The organism is Nocardia sp. NPDC101769, assembly GCF_044766925.1.
GTDB lineage: Bacteria > Actinomycetota > Actinomycetes > Mycobacteriales > Mycobacteriaceae > Nocardia.
Window position 1 is genome coordinate 19542 of record NZ_JBIWMX010000029.1, and the last position, 19284, is coordinate 38825.

A 19284-nucleotide genomic window follows, 5' to 3' on the forward strand; every position below is an offset into this window, starting at 1 on the left:
GGCGGCGGCCGGGTCCTGCGCGTCGTCCCCCAAGTTGTGCACCTCGGTCACCCGTAATCCTCTTCAATCGTCACCGGTTGGGCGGGTTGGTCTTCGAGCTCGCCGATCCAGCTGATGGAGAGCGGGCCCAGCGGGTCGGGCTGATCGAACTCGATGGTCTTGCCCCGGTAGAGCTCGAGCAGCGCGAGAAAGCGGGCCACGATCTGGATCGGCAGTTCGCAGTCGGCGCAGAGTTCATGGAAGGTCGTCCAGCCGCCCGCGCCACGGCTTTTCAGCATCTCGAGCACCAGCGCGGCCTGTTCGGCGATCGAAATCGCATGGGCGTGGATGTGATCCAGCCCCACCCTCGGTTTCGGACGCGGCCGGAACGCGGTGGCTGCGACCTCGGCGAACCCCGCGGCGTCCACCCCCAGCGTAACCTCCGGCAACAGCGCGAGATACCGCTCCTCCAGTGACACCGCGCGCGGATAGCGTTGCAGCGCCGCCGCCTCCAGCTCGCCCAGCAGGGCCGCGACCTGTTTGAAGGCGCGGTACTGCAACAGTCGCGCGAAGAGCAGGTCGCGAGCTTCGAGGAGTTCGAGGTCCTCCTCGTCGGAGACCTCGCCGGAGGGGAGCAGCCGGGCCGCCTTCAGATCCAGCAGGGTGGCCGCGATGAGCAGGAATTCGGTGGTCTGGTCGAGGACCTTGTCCGCGCGCAGCCCTCTTTCTTCCGAGAGCCGGGCGGTGAGCGCCTTGGTGTGGGAGATGAATTCGTCGGTGACCTTGTGTAGCGCGATCTCGGTGACGTCCAGTCGGCGCGAGCTGATCAGCTGCAGCAGCAGGTCGAACGGGCCCTCGAAGTTGGCGAGCTTCAGGTGAAATTTGCCCGGCGCGTCCTGATCGTCCGGTGCTACGGCATTACCGCCGGAGGCGGCGATGTCGGCCAGGACCGGCGAGTCCGGATCTCCGGCGGGCAGGGCTGTATCCGCGTCCGCCGGGTCGTGCTCGGACGGTGAATCGAGAGGATCGCTCAACGGCCCGACCGTTGGATGACTTCCCGGGCCATGGCCCGATAGGCTTCCGCGCCACCGGATTTCGGCGCCCAGGTGGTGATGGGCTCACCGGCGACACTGGCGTCGGGGAAGCGGACGGTCCGCGAGATCACGGTGTCGTACACGAGGTCGCCGAACACCTCGACTACGCGCGTCATCACCTGACGTGAATGCAATAGGCGGGCATCGAACATGGTGACCACGATGCCGTACAGGGTCAGTTCCGGATTCAGCCGGTCCCGCACCTTCTCCACGGTGTCGTTGAGCAGGGCCAGGCCGCGCAGCGAGAAGTATTCGCACTCCATGGGAATGATGACGCCGTCGGCACAGGCCAGGGCGTTCACGGTGAGCAGGCCCAGCGAGGGCTGGCAGTCGATGAGGATGTAGTCGTAGCGGTCGCGCAGCGGCGCGATGGCGCGGCCCAGCGTCTGCTCCCGGCCGACCTCGTTGACGAGCTGGATCTCCGCGGCCGACAGATCGATATTGCTGGGCAGCAGATCCATGCCCTCGACCTTGGTGTTCATCAGCACGTCGTCGACATTGACCTTGCCGGGGCCGACGAGCAGGTTGTGCACGGTGACGTCCAGATCGTGGTGCGCCACACCGAGTCCCGCCGACAGCGCCCCCTGCGGATCCAGGTCGACCAGCAGCACCTTGCGTCCGTATTCCGCCAGCGCCGCACCGAGATTGATGGTCGAGGTGGTCTTGCCGACGCCGCCCTTCTGATTGCACATGGCGACGATCAGGGCGGGTCCGCTGTGATCGGCTTCGTGGGGTTCCGGAATCTCGCGTACCGGGCGTCCGGTGGGGCCGACCTCCTTGCCGTCGGACACCACATCGGGTGCCTCCCACAGTGTTTGCGCGGCGGTTTCGATCCGCTGGCCCGCACCACCGGTAGTCGTCACGTCCGCTGCTCCTTCGACGTTCCTGCCCTTGCTCCGTCCACCGACCTGCCGTGGACGAAGCGCCCGGCCGCGTGTGCGACCGGGTCCCTCCTAGACGCTACCGCCTGTTCACGCAAGACCAACGCTCGGACACGCACCCTAAACCTGCACTTCAGGGCCGGTAAGGGTGTCCTCGGTCGGACTGGTGTCCGGTCAGGAGCATTCTTCGCTTGTGGGACAGCAGGTTACGGCCTATGCACCAGGACTGCGGGAGATCAGCGGGGGTTTCCTCGAATCCTGTCCGATCCGGCCCACCCGATTCCGCTCCCGCTCAGTCGATCCCTACCAGGTGAACCGCCTCCCCTTCGCCGCCCACACCCCGCCCCCGCGGGGTGATCCGCCATCGACCCTGACGGCAGCTGCCCACGATAAGGCCCCGAGCCGCCGAACGCGACACGGCGGCACGAGCCGACCATGTCCTGGGACCGGGCCGAACTCGGCCAACATGTCGATCGGCTGCACCACCCGTCGATACCCGGAGTCTTCCGAAATCCATCTTCGCCGGGGACGAACTCCGCCTCCACCGCTTCGCCGGGCGAGGATGCGGAGGGGCGGCGCGGTTGCGCCGGCCGGCGTCCTTCTCGCCACTTGTCCCGGAGGTCTGGGTGGGGCGGGCCCGTCGATCGGATCTCTTGCGGGGTGTAGCGGGTATGGTTCGGGGGAGGTTGCGGGTGCGAAGGGCCGAATGTTGTTTGCGGGTACGGAATTCGCCGGGTATTTGATCGAGCGGCGGCTCGGTGGGGGCGGGATGGGGGACGTTTTTCTGGCCCGGCATCCGCGATTGCCTCGGCTGGTCGCGATCAAGCTGCTGGCGCGGGAGTTGGTGTCGCAGCGGGAGACCCGGTTCCGGTTCGAGCGGGAGGCCGAGCTGGTGGCCCGGCTGGATCATCCGAATATCGTTGCGGTGCACGATCGGGGGGTCGAGGACGGGCGGTTGTGGATCGCCATGCAGTACGTGGACGGTGGGGACGCGGCGGCGCTGGACCCGTTCACACTGCCCACGCACGACGCGGTCCACATCATCGGCGAGACCGCCAAAGCGCTGGACTACGCCCATTCGATGGGGGTGATCCACCGGGATGTGAAGCCGGCCAATATTCTGCTGACCCGCTCGGTGCCGGGGCAGGATCGGCGGATTCTGCTGACGGACTTCGGGATCGGGCGACTGCGCGACGACTCGGCGCAGATCACCCGGACCGGGATGCTGGCGGCGACGATCACCTACGCGTCGCCGGAGCAGCTGTCCGGGGCCGCGCTCGACCACCGCTCGGATCAGTATTCGCTGGCGTGCACACTGTTCCGGCTGCTCACCGGATCGACGCCGTACCAGGCGGAGACCGCGGCGGCGGTCATCGCGGGGCACCTGCAGCATCCGGCGCCGCGGGTCACCGACCGGCGACCGGAGCTGCCCGCCGCCCTCGACGCGGTGCTGGCGCGCGGGCTGGCCAAACGACCGGAGGATCGCTTCGACTCCTGCCGTGCGTTCGCCGACGCTGCGCTGCAGGCACTGTCGGACGAGTCCGAGTCCACCATGCTGCCGCTGCAGGTGGCCGCCGCATCCCCCGTGACGACTCTCTTCGCGAGCGCCCGGGCGACGACGACCGGACCGAGCGGCAGCGTGTCGGCCACCATCACCCTGCCCCCGGCGGGCGAGGCCACCGTGCTGGACGAGCCGTCGTCACCTCCGGCTCCTACGCCGAACCGGAGCGGAAGGCGCGGACGCTGGATCGCCGCCGGTGCGGCCGCGCTGGTCGTCGTGATCGCGACGGCGGCCGGAATCGTCTGGGCGACACACGATTCCGGGTCGTCGAAGAACACGCCCCCGGCGAACACCGGCGGCCCGTACGCCGCCGTGTACCCGGGTTTCGTGCCGCTCACCCAGATCGACGCTCTCGGTGACAAGGTCGCCTACCCCGTCTCGGTAGAGGACCCCGCGAACGACGGCCGGCTGCCGTGCAAGCCGGTCGCCATCGCTGCCGCAGTGCCCCTGACGGGCGCCGATACCGATGTTGCCCTGGGCCGCACGGTGATCGACGCCGTAAAGCTGGCCGTCGACCAGTTCGTCCAGGGTGGGAGCAAGGCCTGTCCGGTCACCGTCCGGGAGTTCGACACCGCGGGCAGCCAGACGACGGCGGCGCAGATCGCCGAGAAGATCGCCGCGGACACCTCGATCGTCGCGGTGATCGGTCCCGCCCTGTCCCGCGAGGTGGTCGCGGCGGGCCAGACGTTCGACGCCGCCGGGCTGTCATTTCTCACCCCCGCGGCGACGAATCCGCTACTGGCGCAGTCGGGTTGGTCCGGCTTCTTCCGCGGCCTGGCCAACGACAATGCGGAGGGACCGGCGCTGGGCCGGTATCTGGCGAACACCGCGCGCTTCTCCCGGGTCTGCGTGGTGCGCGATAGCGGCGGCGGCTTCGGCGACTCGCTCGCGGACTCGGTGACCTCGGGGCTGGGCACGGCCGCGCTCGCGGGGTGCGAGGTCAGCATGGACCCGAACGGCGATCCGGGTGACGCCGTGAACACCATCGCCGGCGCGCACCCGGACGCGGTGTTCTACGCCGGGTACCCGCCGACTGCCGCCCCGCTGCTCACCAAACTCCGGAGTGCCGGTGTCACGGCGACTTTCGTGCTGGGCGACGGCAGCTACGACCCGGGCTTCAGGACCCTCGCGGGTCCGGCGGCCACCGGCACCCTGGTGGCCTGCCAGTGCGGCGCCGCCACCGAACGCTTCGTTGGCGACTACCGGTCCGCCACCGGTTCCGCCCCGACCGCGTATGCTGCCGAGGCCTACGACCTGACCGCGATCGTGTTGCGGGGCATCGTGTCCGGGCACGCGGGCCGCACGGAACTGCGGGCTTACCTGCGCGTCTACAACGGCGACGGCATCGCCCACTCGTACGGCTGGGGCGCGACCGGTGAACTCGCCGATCCCCGGATCTGGCTGTACCGGATCTCCTAATCCTGCTCGACCCGCTCGGGCCGCAGGTGTCGCAGCGCGATGACGGCGGCCAGGCATCCGGCCCCGAGGGCGATGGCCATCCAGGCGGCGCGGTCACCCGATCCGACGGCCTGTTTGGGATGCAGAGGGAGCGTGTCGCAGCCGCGGAATTCCAGCGCGAGCACGGCGGTCGGAATGAACAGCAGGCCGATCGCCAGCACGGTCCCGGCCGTGCCGCGGGTGGTGACCGCGCCGAAACTGTACCCGGCCAGCGCGGCGAGGGCGCAGCTGCCGATCAGCGCGGTCCACGAATCATCGTGCCGTGTGCCGGGAGCCAGCAGCGCGAACACCCCGAGGGCGACGATCGCGGCCGCGGCGACGACCGGCGCCTGGTGCCGCAGACCCGCCGCCAGGCCGAGCGCCATGACCGTCAGTATCGGCGCGAGCTTCCAGTGCGCCTGGGCCGCAATGGCGATCGCGCTGCCGGTGGCCGCGAGCGCCACCGCGAGCAGGGTGAGGGTGCCGTCGCGCTCGGGCAGCAGCAGCGCGGCGATCACCGCCGCCGCGAGCACCGCGAGCGTTCCGGCCACGATGACCGCGGTGCCGCTCGTCGCCGTGGTGAGCCGCTCCGACACCACGTCGATGGTGGTGACCGCCACGGCCGCGGCGAGCACCGGCGCGAACGGCAGGTTCAACGCGGTGGAGTAGGACGCCAACCCCGCGCGTGGGGAGAGGGTGAAGCATACGGCCAGCAATCCCATCGTCGGTGCGGTGAGCCAGTACGGCGGCAGATCCACGAAGGCGCGTTCGAGCAGCGACTTGGTCCCCTCCTCGGCGGCGATGGTCGCGATGTGGTCGCCCACCGTGACGCCGATGAGCGCCCCGAGCAGGAATCCGATTGCGGGCGGCCGGGATTCGAGCGCCGCCGCCCCGGCCGCGCCGAGCAGCACGCCCGCCGCGATCGAATCGACGAAGTTGGCGGTGGCCAGGCTCGCGGAGGTGGCATGCACCAGCAGGTGGTTGATGACCAGAATCAGTGTCGCGACCGTCGCGGTGCCCCAGGCGGTGCGGGTGCCGAACATGCGCACGCACACTGCGGCCAGCACCGCGATGATCACGCCCACGGCGGTGGCCCGGGGCACGGTCACGCTCAGCAGCGTCATCTGCAGCGCGGACGATTCGGCGGCGCACCCGGTGTCGATGGGCACCATGAGGGCCAGGCCCGCGATCGCGGAGGCGGCGCACCCGCCCACCGTGTCGAGGGTTGCGCGATACCGCTGCACGGGCGGCTCCCAAGGTCTGAAGCAACAGGTCAGTTACCGTCCAGTCACCGTAACAGCGCGCGCATTCACCGGGGGTGGCGGCGGGCCGCCCAGTCGGCAGCGAAATCGCGGAACCGCCGCACCGCCTCCGACGGCGCGGCGGTCGCCGACCAGATCAATCCGACATCGCGGGACGCGCCCGCGTCGGCGAGCGGAACGACGGCCAGCCCCGGCGGCATCGGTTCCTCGGCGGGCACCAGTGCGACGCCGAGCCCGGCCGCGACCAGCCCGGAGACCGTCACCAGATCACTGGACTCGAAGACGATGCGCGGCCGGATCCCGGCTGCCGCGCACAGTTCGTCGAAGATCCGCCGCATGCCGAATCCCGGGTGCATGGTGATGAATTCGGCGTCGGCCAGCTCGGTCAGCCGGATCGGCCGCTGCCCGCTCTTGGCGGACGGCGCGGCCAGCCGGTGGTCGGCCGGAACCGCAAGCACCAGCGGCTGATTCAGCAGGGTGTGCCACCCGATGCCGGGCTCGCCGGGCCGCGGCGACACCAGTGCCAGATCGGCCTCGCCGTCGAGCACCTGCCGGGTGATGACCTCGGCCGCGCCCTGATACAGCGTGAAGGCGACCCGCCCCGAGCCGCGCCGGAATTCGCCGATCAGCTGCGGGGCCAGCCGGCTGCCGAAGGAATGCAGGAACGACAGCCGGACCACCCCCTTGGCCGGATTGATGCGGTCGGCGACGGCCTGCTCCCCGGCGTGCAGTTCGGCGCGGGCGCGGCGGGCGTGCTCGTAGTAGAGGCGGCCGTAGTCGTTGAGCCGGATGCGCTTGCCGTGCCGGTCGAACAGCGGTGTCCCGAGCCGCTTCTCGAGCCGGGCGAGCATGCGCGACAGCGTGGGCTGGGCCAGGTGCAGCCGGTCGGCGGCCGCGCTGACATTCTCCGTTTCGGCGAGTGTCGTGAACCACTCCAGATCTGCGCCGAGCACGCCGCCTCCTCGCTATATGTCAGCAGAGCATGGGCATCCACATCATCATGCATTTCCGTTCTAAGTGCCAGCGTCGCACCCTGGATCCCGCGCCCCCGTACCGAGAGGATCCGATGACTACCGTGCAAGGGACGACCAGCACCACCGCGTCAGGGCCGACCGGTACGGCGATGCCGGGACCGATCAGCGCGGCGACGCCGCAACCGATCAGTCCGGCGGCGCCGGGGCCGATCAGCGCGGCAGCGGCGGGGCCGATCAGCGCGGCGACGCCGCAACCGATCAGTCCGGCAGCGCCGGGACCGATCAGCGCGGCAGCGGCGGGGCCGATCAGTCCGGCAGCGGCGGGGCCGATCAGTACCTCTGCGCCGGGGCCGGCCAGTACCGCCGGGCCCGACCAGTCACGGTACGCACACGAGAAGCGGGTCACCGCAGCCCTTTTCGCGGCCGGGCTGACCACGTTCGCGGCCATGTACTCCACCCAGTCGCTGCTGCCGAGCCTGTCGGCCGCCTTCTCGGTCCCGCCCGCGCACGCGGCCCTGGCCGTCTCACTGACCACAGGTTTTCTTGCGCTGGCCATCATTCCCGCGGGTGCGCTGTCCGCGCGGATCGGCCGCACCAGGGTGATGATCGGATCGGCGGTGGTGGCCTCGGCGCTCGGTCTGCTGCTGCCGCTGTGCCCGACCCTCGACACCCTGCTGGCGGTGCGGGCCGTGCAGGGCGTCGCGCTGGCGGGCGTGCCCGCGGTGGCCATGGCGTACCTGGCCGAGGAGATCGGGGCGGCCGGACTCGGCGCGGCCATGGGCGTCTATATCGCCGGGACCACCATCGGCGGGCTGGCGGGCCGGTTGATTCCCTCGCTCGCCCTCGGGCTGACCTCGTGGCGCTGGGCGGAGCTGGCGGTCTCGCTGGCCGCCGCGGTGTGCACGGTCTGGTTCGCGCGCACCCTGCCGCCCTCGCGCGGATTCGCCGCGCGCCCGGCCGGATTCGGCACCATGGCCGGTGATCTCGCGGCGCAGCTGCGGCATCGCGGCCTGGTCGCGCTGTTCGGTCTGGCGTTCCTGCTGATGGGCAGCTTCGTGTCGGTCTACAACTTCCTGGGTTACCGCCTGATTCATCGCCCGTTCGAATTGCCCACGGCCCTGGCCGGATCGGTGTTCGTGCTGTACCTCGCCGGGACGGTCGCCTCCGCGTACACCGGCAGGCTCGCCGACCGCCGCGGCCACGCGGGGGTCCTCACCGCCGCGGTGGCGTTGATGGCCCTCGGTGCGCTGATCACCATCCCCGATCACCTGACCACGGTGCTGATCGGCATCGTGCTGTTCACCACCGGGTTCTTCGCCGCGCACACCACGGCCAGCGCATGGGTGGGCACGCTGGCCGAAAATCGCGGCGCGGCATCGTCTCTCTATATGTTCGCGTACTACCTGGGCAGCGCGGTGGTCGGCAGCGCGGCCGGGATCGCCTACGCGGCAGGCGGCTGGGCCGGCCTGGTGGCCTGTGTGGCAGCGCTTTTCGGGCTCGCCGCGCTGCTGCTGGTCTCGCTGTTCACGGCTGGTCGACCGGCGCGGGGTCGGCACTGATGTCGGTATCCGTGCCCGCGCATGCCGGATTCGGACTGTCCTCGGTGACCTCGGTGCACAGCGGCAGCACCGCCGGGGGAGCGGTGTGGACCTCGATGGGCGCGGGTGCGCGCTGGGCCGGACCGGCCACGGCGGGCACCGCAAGGTAGACGAAAGCAGTGGTCAGCCCGGCCAGGACGAGAACCATGGCTCCGGCCGCCAGCGTGGGCAGGACAGTGGCGGAACGCGCCCAGGCGACAACGGCCATGACCCTCACCTCCTCGCAGCGGACGACGATGCGTCTATCTCTCATCGCGTCGTAACGCGAGCCGCCCGCACCGGCCGTGCGGGCCTCATGAGGCCATGGTCGGGCTCGGTGCGGGGCCGGTCAAGCGGTAGCGGGCCCATTTGCACGATGTTTACGCCTGGTTGACATGGATTTATGCGGTTCCCGCTCAGCGCAATCCGGCGGCGACCGGAATCAGACCCCGGTGTGGCTGTCGATGAAGACCTGGTAACCGTCCAGCAACCGATCCAGGGCGAAGCTGAAATCGGCTTCCTCCCAGTTCATGTCGTCGGTGTCGAAGGCGCGGTTGGCGAGGGCGGCACTGACGATGGGGAAGCGCCCGGGGTCGAGCACCGCGGTCAGGATGGCGGTGAAGTCCTGGTCGTGCTCGTCCTGCTGGATGGTGTCGCGCAGGAATCGGGTGCGCCCGATGACGTAGATCGAAAGGTTCACCAGCAGTTGCAGTTTGAGCGGTTCGGCGAGGTCGAGACCGGATAGCACGCGCATGCCCGCCTCGAGCCAGGCCATATTGTTCGGGCCCAGCGGGGGCGAGGTCATGGGGATGTCCAGCCACCAGTCGTGGGCGCGGATGGCGTGGAATTCGGCCCAGGCCCAAGCTTCCAGCCCGGCCCGCCAGCCGTCGGCCGGCAGGTCCGGCGTCACGTCGAAGATGCGGTCGTGCAGCAGCTCGACGAGGGTGTCCTTGCTGTCGACGTACCGGTAGAGCGACATCGTGGTGAACCCGAGCTCCTTGGCGACTCGGGCCATCGACAGCGCGGCATAGCCCTCGGCGTCGGCGACCCGCACGGCGGTGTCGAGGATCTGATCGAGGCTCAGTCCGCGCTTGGGTCCGCGGCTGCCTGCGTCGTCGAGATCCCATAGCAGCTTCACCGCCTTGGGCAGGACTCGTTCGTCGGGCCCCTTCATTTGACCTCCTGTCGTCGTTCCGTCTCCATCTTGCGCCATCTCAGAAACTGTGTAGTCTATAAACAAAATGTACGCCATATACAGTTTTTGATCGGAGTCCCTCCATGGCCACATCCAGACCCGAGCCCGCCATCGCGATCACCGGCCTCACCAAATCCTTCGGCGATCAGCCCGTGCTACGCGGCATCGATGTGACCGTGCCGGCCGGCACGGTGTTCGCCCTGCTCGGTCCGAACGGCGCGGGCAAGACCACCGTGGTGCGCATCCTCACCACGCTGAACCGGCCCGATGCGGGGCAGGTGCGGGTGGGCGGGCACGATACTGTGCGCGAACCGGACGCGGTGCGCGCGGCCATCGGCGTCACCGGGCAGTTCGCGGCGGTGGACGAGACCCTCACCGGCGCCGAGAATCTGCGCCTCATGGGTCGGTTGCTGCATCTGGGTTCCAGCGAAACCGGCAGACGCACAGCACGATTGCTCGAGCAGTTCGATCTCACCGATGCGGCGGGCAAGCGCGCGGGCTCCTATTCCGGCGGTATGCGCCGCCGCCTCGACATCGCCATGGGCCTGATGGGGCGGCCGCGCATCGTCTTCCTCGACGAGCCCACCACCGGCCTGGATCCGCGCAGCCGCCGCGAGCTGTGGCGGGTGATCCGGGGCCTGGTGGCCGACGGCGTGACCATCTTCCTCACCACCCAGTATCTGGAGGAGGCCGACCAATTGGCCGACCGCATCGCGGTTCTCGACGCCGGGCGCATTGCCGCCGAGGGCAGCGCGGCGGAGCTGAAACGGCTGGCGCCGGGCGGCCACCTGCGACTCGGCTTCGCCGACGAGCACGGCCTGGCGGCGGCCGCGCGGGCCCTGCCCGGGGCGGAACCGGATACCGAGCAGCTGGCGCTGCGGGTGCCCTCGGACGGCAGCGTCGGCGATATCCGCAAGCTGCTCGACCATCTCGACGACCATGCCGTGGCGATCGGCGAATTGGCCATCCACACACCGGATCTCGACGACGTCTTCTTCGCGCTGACCGGTGCCACCGTGAAAGGCGCTGCGTGATGCGCACTCTCGTGTACTCCGTCCAGGACTCCGCCACCATGGTCGGCCGCAATCTGCGCCATACCCTGCGCAGCCCGGACACCATGATCATGACCATCGCGGTGCCGGTGACCATCTTGCTGATGTTCGTCTACGTCTTCGGCGGCGCGATGAATGTCGGCGGCTCCTATATCGACTATGTGGTGCCCGGAATCCTGCTGCTGTGCGCGGGTTTCGGCTCGGGCGCCACGGCGGTGGCGGTGGCCACCGACCTGCACAGCGGCATCGTGGACCGGTTCCGGGCCATGGCGGTCTCCCGCAGCGCGGTCCTGACCGGGCACGTGCTGGAAAGCGTGCTGCGCAATCTGCTCACGACCGGGCTGGTGGTGCTGGTGGCGGTGGCGATCGGCTTCCGGCCGACCGCGAATCCGCTGCGCTGGCTCGCGGTGGCGGGCATGCTGGCGTGTTTCGTGCTGGCGCTGTCCTGGGCGGCCGCCGCCCTGGGCCTGCTGGCCTCCAATCCCGAAGCGGCCAACGGGTTCATGTTCATCTTCATGTTTCTGCCCTACGTCAGCAGCGCGTTCGTACCGACTCACACGCTGCCGAGCTGGCTGCGCGGCTTCGCCCAGCATCAGCCGGTCACCTCGATCGCCGAGACGGTGCGCGGGCTGCTCATGGATACCCCGGTGGGGAACTCCGCGCCGACCGCACTGGCCTGGTGTGCGGGCATCGCCCTGGCCGGCTATCTGGGCGCGGGTGCGCTGTTCCGTCGCCGGCCGGCACATTGAGATACATATACGCTGATATGCGCATCTTGGCATGAAAGTTCGTATGATTCCGGTCTGACGGAACGAGAAAGCAGGGCACCGAGAATCTCGGTGCCCTGCGCGGCCTGCCGTGCAGCCGGGATCGCGCGGGCCGTCCAGCGCCGGCGCAGTATCGCGATCAGCACCGCCACCAGGGTGAGCAGCAGGATGGCCGTGCCGATCCAGATCTCGGTGCGGCTGTAGTCCGGAACCTGGTCCGGCACCGAGCCCGTGGCCAGCAGGATCGCCTCCAGGTGGCCGGCCGGGCCAGCTATCGTCACCATGATCGGCACATCCTTCCGAATCGCCGCTACCCGAATCGCCCTCGCTGTGAACGTCGTGTCCGCGGCACTCCCGCCATGGTCGATTCGAGCGCGCCGCCGGGCAAGCAGCGCCGCGTAAGGATTTCGTTCTGAATCAGATGAATGTTGGGATTCGCACACTCTCTGCCAAGCAAACGCTTGGGTTTGATAACGTCGGTGGGGCAGGAGGACGGTGACGGGCATCTGTCGCAACGCAGCGACGTCCGTACGCTGAACCGGACCGCGCATGCGCGGCCGTCGGAGCTATCAATGGGGATGTGACCCGGGGGCAATTCAATTCGACTCGACGTTGTTCGACGACGTGGGGTGTCGTTGCGTGCCGCCCGTCCCCGGCAAAGCAATCGACAGGAATGGCTCATGACCGAAACCAAGGTAATTCCCGACCCGAACCACCCGCTGCTGCCCCTGGCGCGGGCCTATACCGACTACTTCACCCCGACGGTCACCGGGCTGGAGAATCTGCCCGCGTCCGGCGCGGCCCTGGTCATCGGCAACCACTCGTCCATCTACTGGGCCCCCGAGGTGTGGATCACCTTCATGGCCATGCTGGAACACCGCCCGGACGAGCCCAGCTATGGCGTCGCGCACGACATCCTTTTGCGCGCACCGATTCTCGGCGACAGCCTGCGCCAGTTCGGCGTCATCGCGGCCTCGCGCGAGTCGGCGGCCAAGGGACTCAAGGACGGCGGCGCGGTGATGGTGTACCCCGGCGGCGACTGGGAGGCGTGCCGCCCGTGGACCGATCGCGGCAAGATCGACTTCGCCGAGCGCAAGGGCTTCGTGCGGCTCGCCCTCGAGATGGGTGTCCCGGTGATCCCCGCGGTCGCGAATGGCGGCCACGACTCCATCTTCGTGCTCAGCCGCGGTGAACGCACTGCACGGCTGCTGCAGCTCGACAAGCTGGTGCGCGCCAAGGTGTTTCCGTACACCCTCGGCCTGCCGTTCGGCGTCGCGCCGATCCTGCCGCAGCTGCCGCTGCCCGCCTCCGTGACCGTCAGTTTCCTGCCCGCGCTGGACTGGTCGGTCGAGCCGGGCGATCCGGAGGACGCTGACCTGGTCGACGAGTACTACACCCGGTCCGTCCGGACCATGCAGACCGAGCTGGACCGGCTGCGCGCCGAGACGCCGAACCCGGTGGCCGCTGGGATCAAGAAGCATGTGGCCGGGCTGCCCGGGCCGCTGAAGGGCCTGGCCGATCTCCTGTAGCCGGACCGCTCTGCTATAGGGGGACAGCGGATTTCGTCGTATGAGCCAGAGGCGGATGCCGGGTGCGAATCTCGACGTCGCACCCGGCATTCGCATCCCGCATCCGGGTGTGTCGGCGACGATGCTGAGCGGTAACGCTTTACCGTCGGCGATGGTGCGTATTACACTTTTCTCGGTTCAGGTCGTATTTCGCTCATTGGCTGAAGGCTAACGGGATCGGGACTGCGCACTCCTGGCGCAGCGCTGAAACGCATTGGCGTACATCATTTTCGACCGCACGGTTTGATCACGGAGCTCGCGGCGACATCGCGTGGATTCGAATGCGCGCAGGGAGTAGTCGGAACATGGTCGGGGTTGCGAGTTTCGGGAGATTTCCGGGGGCGCGAGCCCGCCTGTGTCCCAAGGCTGTTCGCGGCGAAGTCGGAGGCGACTTCCAGCACGACCACCGCGAACTGGAGGCGCGCCACTGAGACCGCCCCGAGGTCCGTGATCGAAATCTGGAGCGGAAGGTATCCAACAGACGCAACTATGGGCTGCTGTAACCCTGAGCCCATCCCGGCACCGATTCGGCGCGGACCGCTCTCGTATCAGAAGGAGGTCGAATTCGACGGCGAGCTACACAATCTGGTGGTTGTTCTCGAGCACGCGACCGAATTTCAGGATTGGCCGCGTTCTCGGTGAGTCGGCGCGCCTACGCCGACCATGTGAGCCGAATTCCGTTCGCACACCGAAAGAAGCGTCTCTATGATCGTGACCGCTCTCGTTCCCCCCGTGCACCGCCCCGCCGACATTCTGGCTCGCGCCCGGACCGTGCTCGAACCGCTACTGCGCGACGCGGTGCTGTCCCTGCCGGAACCCATGCAGCGCATGGCCGGATACCACTTCGGCTGGTGTGACGAGCACGGCGCCACCACCCACGGCGCCTCCGGCAAGCTGCTGCGGCCCGCACTGGCCACCTCCGCCGCCCTCGCCTGCGACGGCCTCTCCGACGAGGCCGTCGGCACGGCCGCCGCGGTCGAGTTGATCCACAATTTCACCCTGCTCCACGACGACGTCATGGACCTCGACGCCGTGCGCCACGGCCGCCCCACCGTGTGGAAGGTCTGGGGCGTTCCGGGCGCGGTGCTGCTCGGCGACGCTCTGCACGCGCTGGCGGTGAATGTCCTTGCGGCGGTGCTGCCCCCGGCCACCGCCATCGCCGCCATCGACCGGCTCGAGACCACGGTCACCGAGATGTGCCGCGGCCAGCACGAGGACTGCCACGCAGGGGCCGCCCAGGCCACCGCCGCCGGGTGGGAGCGCATGGCGATGGGCAAGACCGGAGCCCTGTTCGGCTGCGCGTGCGCGCTCGGCGCGCTGAGCGCGGGCGCGAATGCCGAAACCGTCACCATCTTCGAGTATTTCGGACGGAACCTCGGGGTGGCGTTCCAGGCCGGCGACGACCTCCTCGGCATCTGGGGCGATCCCGCGCACAGCGGCAAGCCGGCCGGGGATCTGGCCCGGCGCAAACGATCACTGCCGATCGTGCTGGCGCTGGAGTCCGATACCGATGCCGGGCGGGCGCTGAAACGGTTCTTCGATACGACCACACCGCTCTCCGCCGACGAGATCGACAGCGCCGCAACGCTCGTCGAGCAGGCGGGTGGTCGGCGCGGTGCCGAACTGCTGGCGCGGCAGCGCATACGCGCGGCGGTGGCCGCACTGCCGGACCGGCCCGGGTGCGGTGATCTCCGCGCCCTCGCTCAGCTCGTCGACCATCGGAACAAGTGACAAAGGAGAGGCTTCCCTGCAAGGGGCAGATCTTCGTTCGCGGCCGCGTGGTGCGGACCGTGGCCGAACACCAGATCGTCGAGGCGCTGCTCGCCGAAGCGGTCGCCCTCATCGAGAACACCGGATCGGAGGACGCCCTGTGAGTACCCCCACGATCGCCCTAGCGCCGCTGGACCGCAACGCCATGCGGGTGCGGGTCGAGGCCGCGCTCTACGAATTCCTCGGCGACAAGGCCGAATCCGCGGCCACCGCTGGACTGCCCGCCGACGTGGTCGACGCGGTGCGCTCGTTCCTGTTCGCGGGCGGCAAACGGATCCGGCCGCTGTTCTGCGTGCTCGGCTGGTACTCGGGCGGCGGCGGTGAGCTGCCCGACTCCGTGGTGCGGGTGGCCGCCGCGGTCGAGCTGTTCCATGCCGCCGTGCTCATCCACGACGACATCATCGACGACAGTGCCACCCGCCGCGACCGGCCCACCGTGCACCGGGCCGTGGCCGAGGGCGCCCGCGGCGACCGCCCGGCCGCCGCCCGCTTCGGCACCCACGCCGCCCTGCTCATCGGCGACTTCGGGCTGGTGTGGTCACAGGAACTGCTGCATACCGCGGGGCTCTCGGCGGCCCAGACCGCCGCTGCCGCACCGATTCTCGACGCCATGCGCACCGAGGTGAACTACGGCCAGTACCTCGATCTGCTCACCACCGGCCGCCCCACCCGCGACCTGGACCGGGCGCTCGAGATCATCCGGTACAAGACCGCGGCCTACACCGTGGAACGGCCGCTGCAACTGGGCGCGGCGCTGGCCGGGGCCGGACCCGAAGTGGCGCGGGCGCTCTCGTCCTACGGGCGGCCGCTCGGCGAGGCGTTCCAGCTCCAGGACGACCTGCTCGGGGTCTACGGCGACCCGGCGCTGACCGGCAAATCCAATAGCGACGACCTCCGCGAGGGTAAGCACACCGTTCTGCTCGCGCTCGCCCTGCGACACGCGAGCCCCGAGCAGCGTGCCCGGCTCGACGCCCTGGTCGGCAATGCCGGACTGGACCCGCGCGGGGCCGAACTCTGTCGTGAGATCCTCAGTGCCACAGCGCGTCCCACGGTGGAACGGATGATCCGCGAGCGCTGGCTGCTCGTGCAGCGGACTCTCGCACACGCCCCGTTCCCGCCCGCCGCGGTGTCCGGGCTGCGCAGCATCGCCGACGCCGTCATCGCGCGCACCTCCTAGCCGCGCTCCCGGGTCACACCCCGGGGCCCGCCCGGCGCTGCGACCCCGCTCCCGCCCAGCGATGTGGTTAACTCGCGGCAAGCGCCGGGCGGGCGACTGCCCGGACCCCGACCCGGGCGTCCGGAACGCATCCGCTCTCCCCGGCGTTGCCTCAGGGAGCCGAGAGGGTGGAAAGCATGGTGCGCCTTGTGCATTCGGTAGTCCCCGCGATCGGGGCGGTGGGGGCGTTGGCGGTGGCCCTCGTGGTGCCGCCCCTGCTGTCGTCGGCGGTACCGGTCCGCGAGACCGAGGTGGCGGCGGGGACCAGTATCAAGATCACCGCGAGCGGGATCGCCGCCGTACACGGCGGTGCGAATGCCGCCAACGCCGTCGTCTTCCTGGCGCCCGAGCAGATGCGGCGGCGCGCCACCGGCGACGGATCCATCGCCGTCCTGACCTCCGACAGCGGCGACCAGCGGGTGTCGGTGTCGGTGGTCGACGGCATCACCGACTTCGCCACCGCCGCCCCGCGCATGCTGCTGCCGCTGCGCGCGGCCGGGGTCACCGTGCTCTTCGACGGGGGAGCGGTGGAGGTCGGCGACTTCCACGGGCTCACCTGCGTGCTGCCCGACACCACGGGCGGAGTGTGCGCGGTGGCCAACAGCGGAGACGTGGGCGTGACTGTCACGGCCACCGGATCCACCCGCGAAGCCGGACTCCGGATGATCGCGGACGTGCTGAACTCGAGCAAGGCGGTCGAGGCATGAGCGGTCAAGCCCGGAGGCGGCAGCGAAGCGTAACCATGGAGGGCTCCGCTCAGGCCGGAAAGGATGCAGCATGAGCGGTCAAGCCCGGAGGCGCCGCTCCACCTCCCTGCGCTTGCGAAGCGTAACCATGGAGGGCTCCGCTCAGGCCGGAAAGGATGCAGCATGAGCTGGTTCCAGCCGCGATCGCTGCTGTTCTGGGTGTACTGCCTGGCCGTGATGGCCGGGCCGCTGCTGTTCGTGCTGCAGGCCGCCGGGCAGGTGTGGTTCGCGGGCGCGGCCGCCCTGGCCGCCCTGCCCATTACCGCCCTCACCCTGCTGGTCATCGGGCGAATCCTGTTCGCGCTGGATCCTTTCCGGGCCCGCCGCCACCTGGTCGCCCCCATGGTGATGGGCGCGATCTGGGGCGCGACGGTGTGGACCGGGCTGGCCATGTGGGCCAACGACCACCTCAGCCGCGCCATCACCAACCTGTTCGGCGACTCCTTCGCCGTCAACTGGAGCGCCGCCATCACCGCGCCCATCGACGAGGAGTACATCAAGGCCATCGGCATCGCCGTGGTCGCGTTGCTGTTCCGGGGCCGGCTGACCCGGCCCATGCACGGCCTGCTGCTCGGCGCGGCGGTCGGGCTGGGGGCGCAGATCGCCGAGGACTGCCTCTACAGCACCCAGACCGCACTGTCCTCCCCGCAGGATCCGGCGGTGGACGTGATCCTGGTGGCGGTGCTGCGGCTTTTCACCGCACTGACCTCGCACTGGGCCATGTCGGCGCTGGCCGGTGTCGGCATCGTGCTGCTGATCAGCCGCACCGATCGGTCGTGGGCCTGGCGGCTGGGCGTTTTCGCGCTGTTCTACGGGCTGGCCTCCACCATGCATGTCCTCTTCGACGCCCCGCGCCCGCCCGGTCCGGCGCTGTTGACGACCTACCTGCCCATCCTCATCGACCTGGTCATCTTCGCCGTCGCCTACGCCTGGGTGCTGACCACCGAGCGGCGGTGGTTCCGGGCGCTCATCGCCCGTCCGGCCGCCCGCACCATCGGCACCGAGGCCGGGCTGGCGCCCCTGCTCACTTACCACCGCCGCCGCAAAGCCCGTGCCGCGCTGCGCCATTCGACCGGATGGTCGCGCACGCAGGCTCTGGCCTACGAGCGCCAGCTGCTGAACCGGGTCACGGATCTGGATTCGGTTGCGCCACAGCAAACTCCGCTACCCCAGGGATACGGGCCCGGGCCGGGCGGCATCCCCGGTGACGCGCATGCGCGTTACGGCTGGTAGTGCAATTTCTGCGTGCCGGTGACCAGTGCATAGTCAGCTGGACGCTAGCGTGAGTCAGTATGAGTGAGGGTTGGACGCCGCCCATCGAGCCCGGGCGAGAGCGGGTGGGGGAGCTGTTGGAGCGCAGACAGCAAGCGCTGTGCAACTATCTCGACGCGAGCGCTGATATCGCCACCACCCGTATTCGCGCCAATCTGACCGGCTGGCAGCGCTGGCTGCAGCAGCTGCCCGGCTCCCCGGTCGCCCGCGCCACCGCCCGCCGCGACGCCCTGGTCCGCGAACTGGCCGTGCACGGCGTCGGCGCCGACGACCACCGCTGGGGCGTGCTGTCGGGCGCCTTCGTGCGCAGCCTCGGCACGCCCTTCTGCCTCGAGGACACCCTCGCCGACCTCACGCAGCGCTACGGCGACGATGCCCCGCACTGGGCCCGTCGACTGCCCGCCCTGGCCCGCGCCACCGAGGAGGCCCGGCCCATGGCCGCGGTCGGCGACCGCGCCGTGGTCGCCGGCCTCACCGAGGAGGTGCTGGCCGTCACCCGCACCGCCCCCGACGAGGCCGCGCGGCAACGGCTGTCCGACCACCTGCCCGGCGTGCTGAGACCGGTGCCCTTCGACATCGAATCCCTGCGCCGCGCCGATCCGCTGGTCGAGGTGGTGTTCGACATCTACGCCGACACCATCAAGCTCGACAACATCACGGTGAATCCGGAACTGCGCGGCACCGGCCTGGGCACCGCCGTCCTGCAGCACCTGTGTCGCGCCGCCGACGCCCACCACCTCTACATCGTCGGCCAGCTGGTGCCGACCTTCCGTGACGACGACTCCGCGGTCCCCATCCTCGCCGCCTGGTGCCGCCACCTCGGCTTCACGGTCAACGAACGCCTCGGCGGCCGCATCGCCCGCTCACCGATGAGCGTCCCCGACCCCGCCACCCCGACGGCGAACCCGGACAAGGCGTAGTTTCCCGGAAAAC

The 19284-nt window shown here is 69.6% G+C and carries 18 protein-coding genes and 1 pseudogene; 11 read left to right on the top strand and 8 right to left on the bottom strand.

Features of this window, described 5'->3' with window-relative positions; translation table 11 throughout:
* Window positions 1-47: 47 nt before the first annotated feature.
* The gene (locus tag ACIRRA_RS34165) at window positions 48-926 is read right to left on the bottom strand and encodes a segregation and condensation protein A (protein ID WP_402776988.1); all 879 of its coding nucleotides are present in this window, start codon (window positions 924-926) and stop codon (window positions 48-50) included.
* An 83-nt stretch (window positions 927-1009) separates the two neighbouring features.
* A complete protein-coding gene (locus tag ACIRRA_RS34170; protein WP_402776990.1) occupies window positions 1010-1906 on the bottom strand; it encodes a ParA family protein in 897 nt (298 codons plus the stop codon).
* A gap of 754 nt (window positions 1907-2660) precedes the next feature.
* Here ACIRRA_RS34170 and ACIRRA_RS34175 point away from each other — a divergent pair.
* Window positions 2661-4934 carry a bifunctional serine/threonine-protein kinase/ABC transporter substrate-binding protein gene (locus ACIRRA_RS34175; protein WP_402776809.1) on the top strand — a complete coding sequence of 758 codons (2274 nt, stop codon included), beginning with the start codon at window positions 2661-2663 and terminating at the stop codon, window positions 4932-4934.
* Here ACIRRA_RS34175 and ACIRRA_RS34180 read toward each other — a convergent pair.
* The 3 genes from ACIRRA_RS34180 to ACIRRA_RS34190 form a co-directional block, all read right to left on the bottom strand.
* Window positions 4931-6196 carry a hypothetical protein gene (locus tag ACIRRA_RS34180; RefSeq protein WP_402776811.1) on the bottom strand — a complete coding sequence of 422 codons (1266 nt, stop codon included), beginning with the start codon at window positions 6194-6196 and terminating at the stop codon, window positions 4931-4933. The genes ACIRRA_RS34175 and ACIRRA_RS34180 overlap by 4 nt on opposite strands.
* 65 nt (window positions 6197-6261) lie before the next feature.
* Window positions 6262-7167: a LysR family transcriptional regulator gene (locus ACIRRA_RS34185; protein WP_402776813.1), complete on the bottom strand. Its 906-nt coding sequence runs from the start codon at window positions 7165-7167 to the stop codon at window positions 6262-6264.
* A 19-nt stretch (window positions 7168-7186) separates the two neighbouring features.
* Window positions 7187-7636 (bottom strand): hypothetical protein, encoded by a 450-nt coding sequence (locus ACIRRA_RS34190; RefSeq protein WP_402776815.1) that lies wholly within the window; start codon window positions 7634-7636, stop codon window positions 7187-7189.
* Here ACIRRA_RS34190 and ACIRRA_RS34195 point away from each other — a divergent pair.
* The gene (locus ACIRRA_RS34195; protein WP_402776817.1) at window positions 7635-8747 is read left to right on the top strand and encodes an MFS transporter; all 1113 of its coding nucleotides are present in this window, start codon (window positions 7635-7637) and stop codon (window positions 8745-8747) included. The two genes, ACIRRA_RS34190 and ACIRRA_RS34195, sit on opposite strands and share 2 nt — an antisense overlap.
* Here ACIRRA_RS34195 and ACIRRA_RS34200 read toward each other — a convergent pair.
* The gene (locus ACIRRA_RS34200) at window positions 8713-8994 is read right to left on the bottom strand and encodes a hypothetical protein (RefSeq protein WP_402776819.1); all 282 of its coding nucleotides are present in this window, start codon (window positions 8992-8994) and stop codon (window positions 8713-8715) included. The genes ACIRRA_RS34195 and ACIRRA_RS34200 overlap by 35 nt on opposite strands.
* 213 nt (window positions 8995-9207) lie before the next feature.
* Complete coding sequence (locus tag ACIRRA_RS34205) at window positions 9208-9939, bottom strand: TetR/AcrR family transcriptional regulator (protein ID WP_402776821.1); 732 nt, start codon at window positions 9937-9939, stop codon at window positions 9208-9210.
* Window positions 9940-10043: 104 nt separating this feature from the next.
* Here ACIRRA_RS34205 and ACIRRA_RS34210 point away from each other — a divergent pair, with 104 nt between their 5' ends.
* Window positions 10044-10994, top strand: coding sequence for an ATP-binding cassette domain-containing protein (locus tag ACIRRA_RS34210; RefSeq protein ID WP_402776823.1), 951 nt, complete (start codon window positions 10044-10046; stop codon window positions 10992-10994).
* Window positions 10994-11761, top strand: coding sequence for an ABC transporter permease (locus ACIRRA_RS34215; protein ID WP_402776825.1), 768 nt, complete (start codon window positions 10994-10996; stop codon window positions 11759-11761). The genes ACIRRA_RS34210 and ACIRRA_RS34215 overlap by 1 nt, the downstream gene beginning before the upstream one ends.
* Here ACIRRA_RS34215 and ACIRRA_RS34220 read toward each other — a convergent pair.
* Window positions 11716-12285, bottom strand: coding sequence for a hypothetical protein (locus tag ACIRRA_RS34220; protein WP_402776827.1), 570 nt, complete (start codon window positions 12283-12285; stop codon window positions 11716-11718). The two genes, ACIRRA_RS34215 and ACIRRA_RS34220, sit on opposite strands and share 46 nt — an antisense overlap.
* Window positions 12286-12459: 174 nt before the next feature.
* On the opposite strand from ACIRRA_RS34220, the gene ACIRRA_RS34225 reads away from it, so the two are divergent.
* From ACIRRA_RS34225 to ACIRRA_RS34255, 7 genes and pseudogenes are all read left to right on the top strand, one after another.
* A complete protein-coding gene (locus ACIRRA_RS34225) occupies window positions 12460-13308 on the top strand; it encodes a lysophospholipid acyltransferase family protein (RefSeq protein WP_402776829.1) in 849 nt (282 codons plus the stop codon).
* Window positions 13309-14052: 744 nt separating this feature from the next.
* Window positions 14053-15078 (top strand): polyprenyl synthetase family protein, encoded by a 1026-nt coding sequence (locus tag ACIRRA_RS34230; RefSeq protein WP_402776831.1) that lies wholly within the window; start codon window positions 14053-14055, stop codon window positions 15076-15078.
* A 20-nt stretch (window positions 15079-15098) separates the two neighbouring features.
* Window positions 15099-15221, top strand: a pseudogene (locus tag ACIRRA_RS34235) (4-hydroxy-3-methylbut-2-en-1-yl diphosphate synthase); the annotation flags it as partial.
* The gene (locus ACIRRA_RS34240) at window positions 15218-16294 is read left to right on the top strand and encodes a polyprenyl synthetase family protein (RefSeq protein WP_402776833.1); all 1077 of its coding nucleotides are present in this window, start codon (window positions 15218-15220) and stop codon (window positions 16292-16294) included. The pseudogene ACIRRA_RS34235 and the gene ACIRRA_RS34240, both read left to right, overlap by 4 nt.
* Before the next feature lie 176 nt (window positions 16295-16470).
* Complete coding sequence (locus ACIRRA_RS34245; RefSeq protein WP_402776835.1) at window positions 16471-17040, top strand: hypothetical protein; 570 nt, start codon at window positions 16471-16473, stop codon at window positions 17038-17040.
* Between the two features lie 162 nt (window positions 17041-17202).
* Entirely contained in the window at window positions 17203-18312 is a 1110-nt protein-coding gene (locus ACIRRA_RS34250) for a PrsW family intramembrane metalloprotease (RefSeq protein WP_402776837.1), read from the top strand.
* Between the two features lie 59 nt (window positions 18313-18371).
* Window positions 18372-19271, top strand: coding sequence for a GNAT family N-acetyltransferase (locus ACIRRA_RS34255; RefSeq protein ID WP_402776839.1), 900 nt, complete (start codon window positions 18372-18374; stop codon window positions 19269-19271).
* Window positions 19272-19284: the final 13 nt, after the last annotated feature.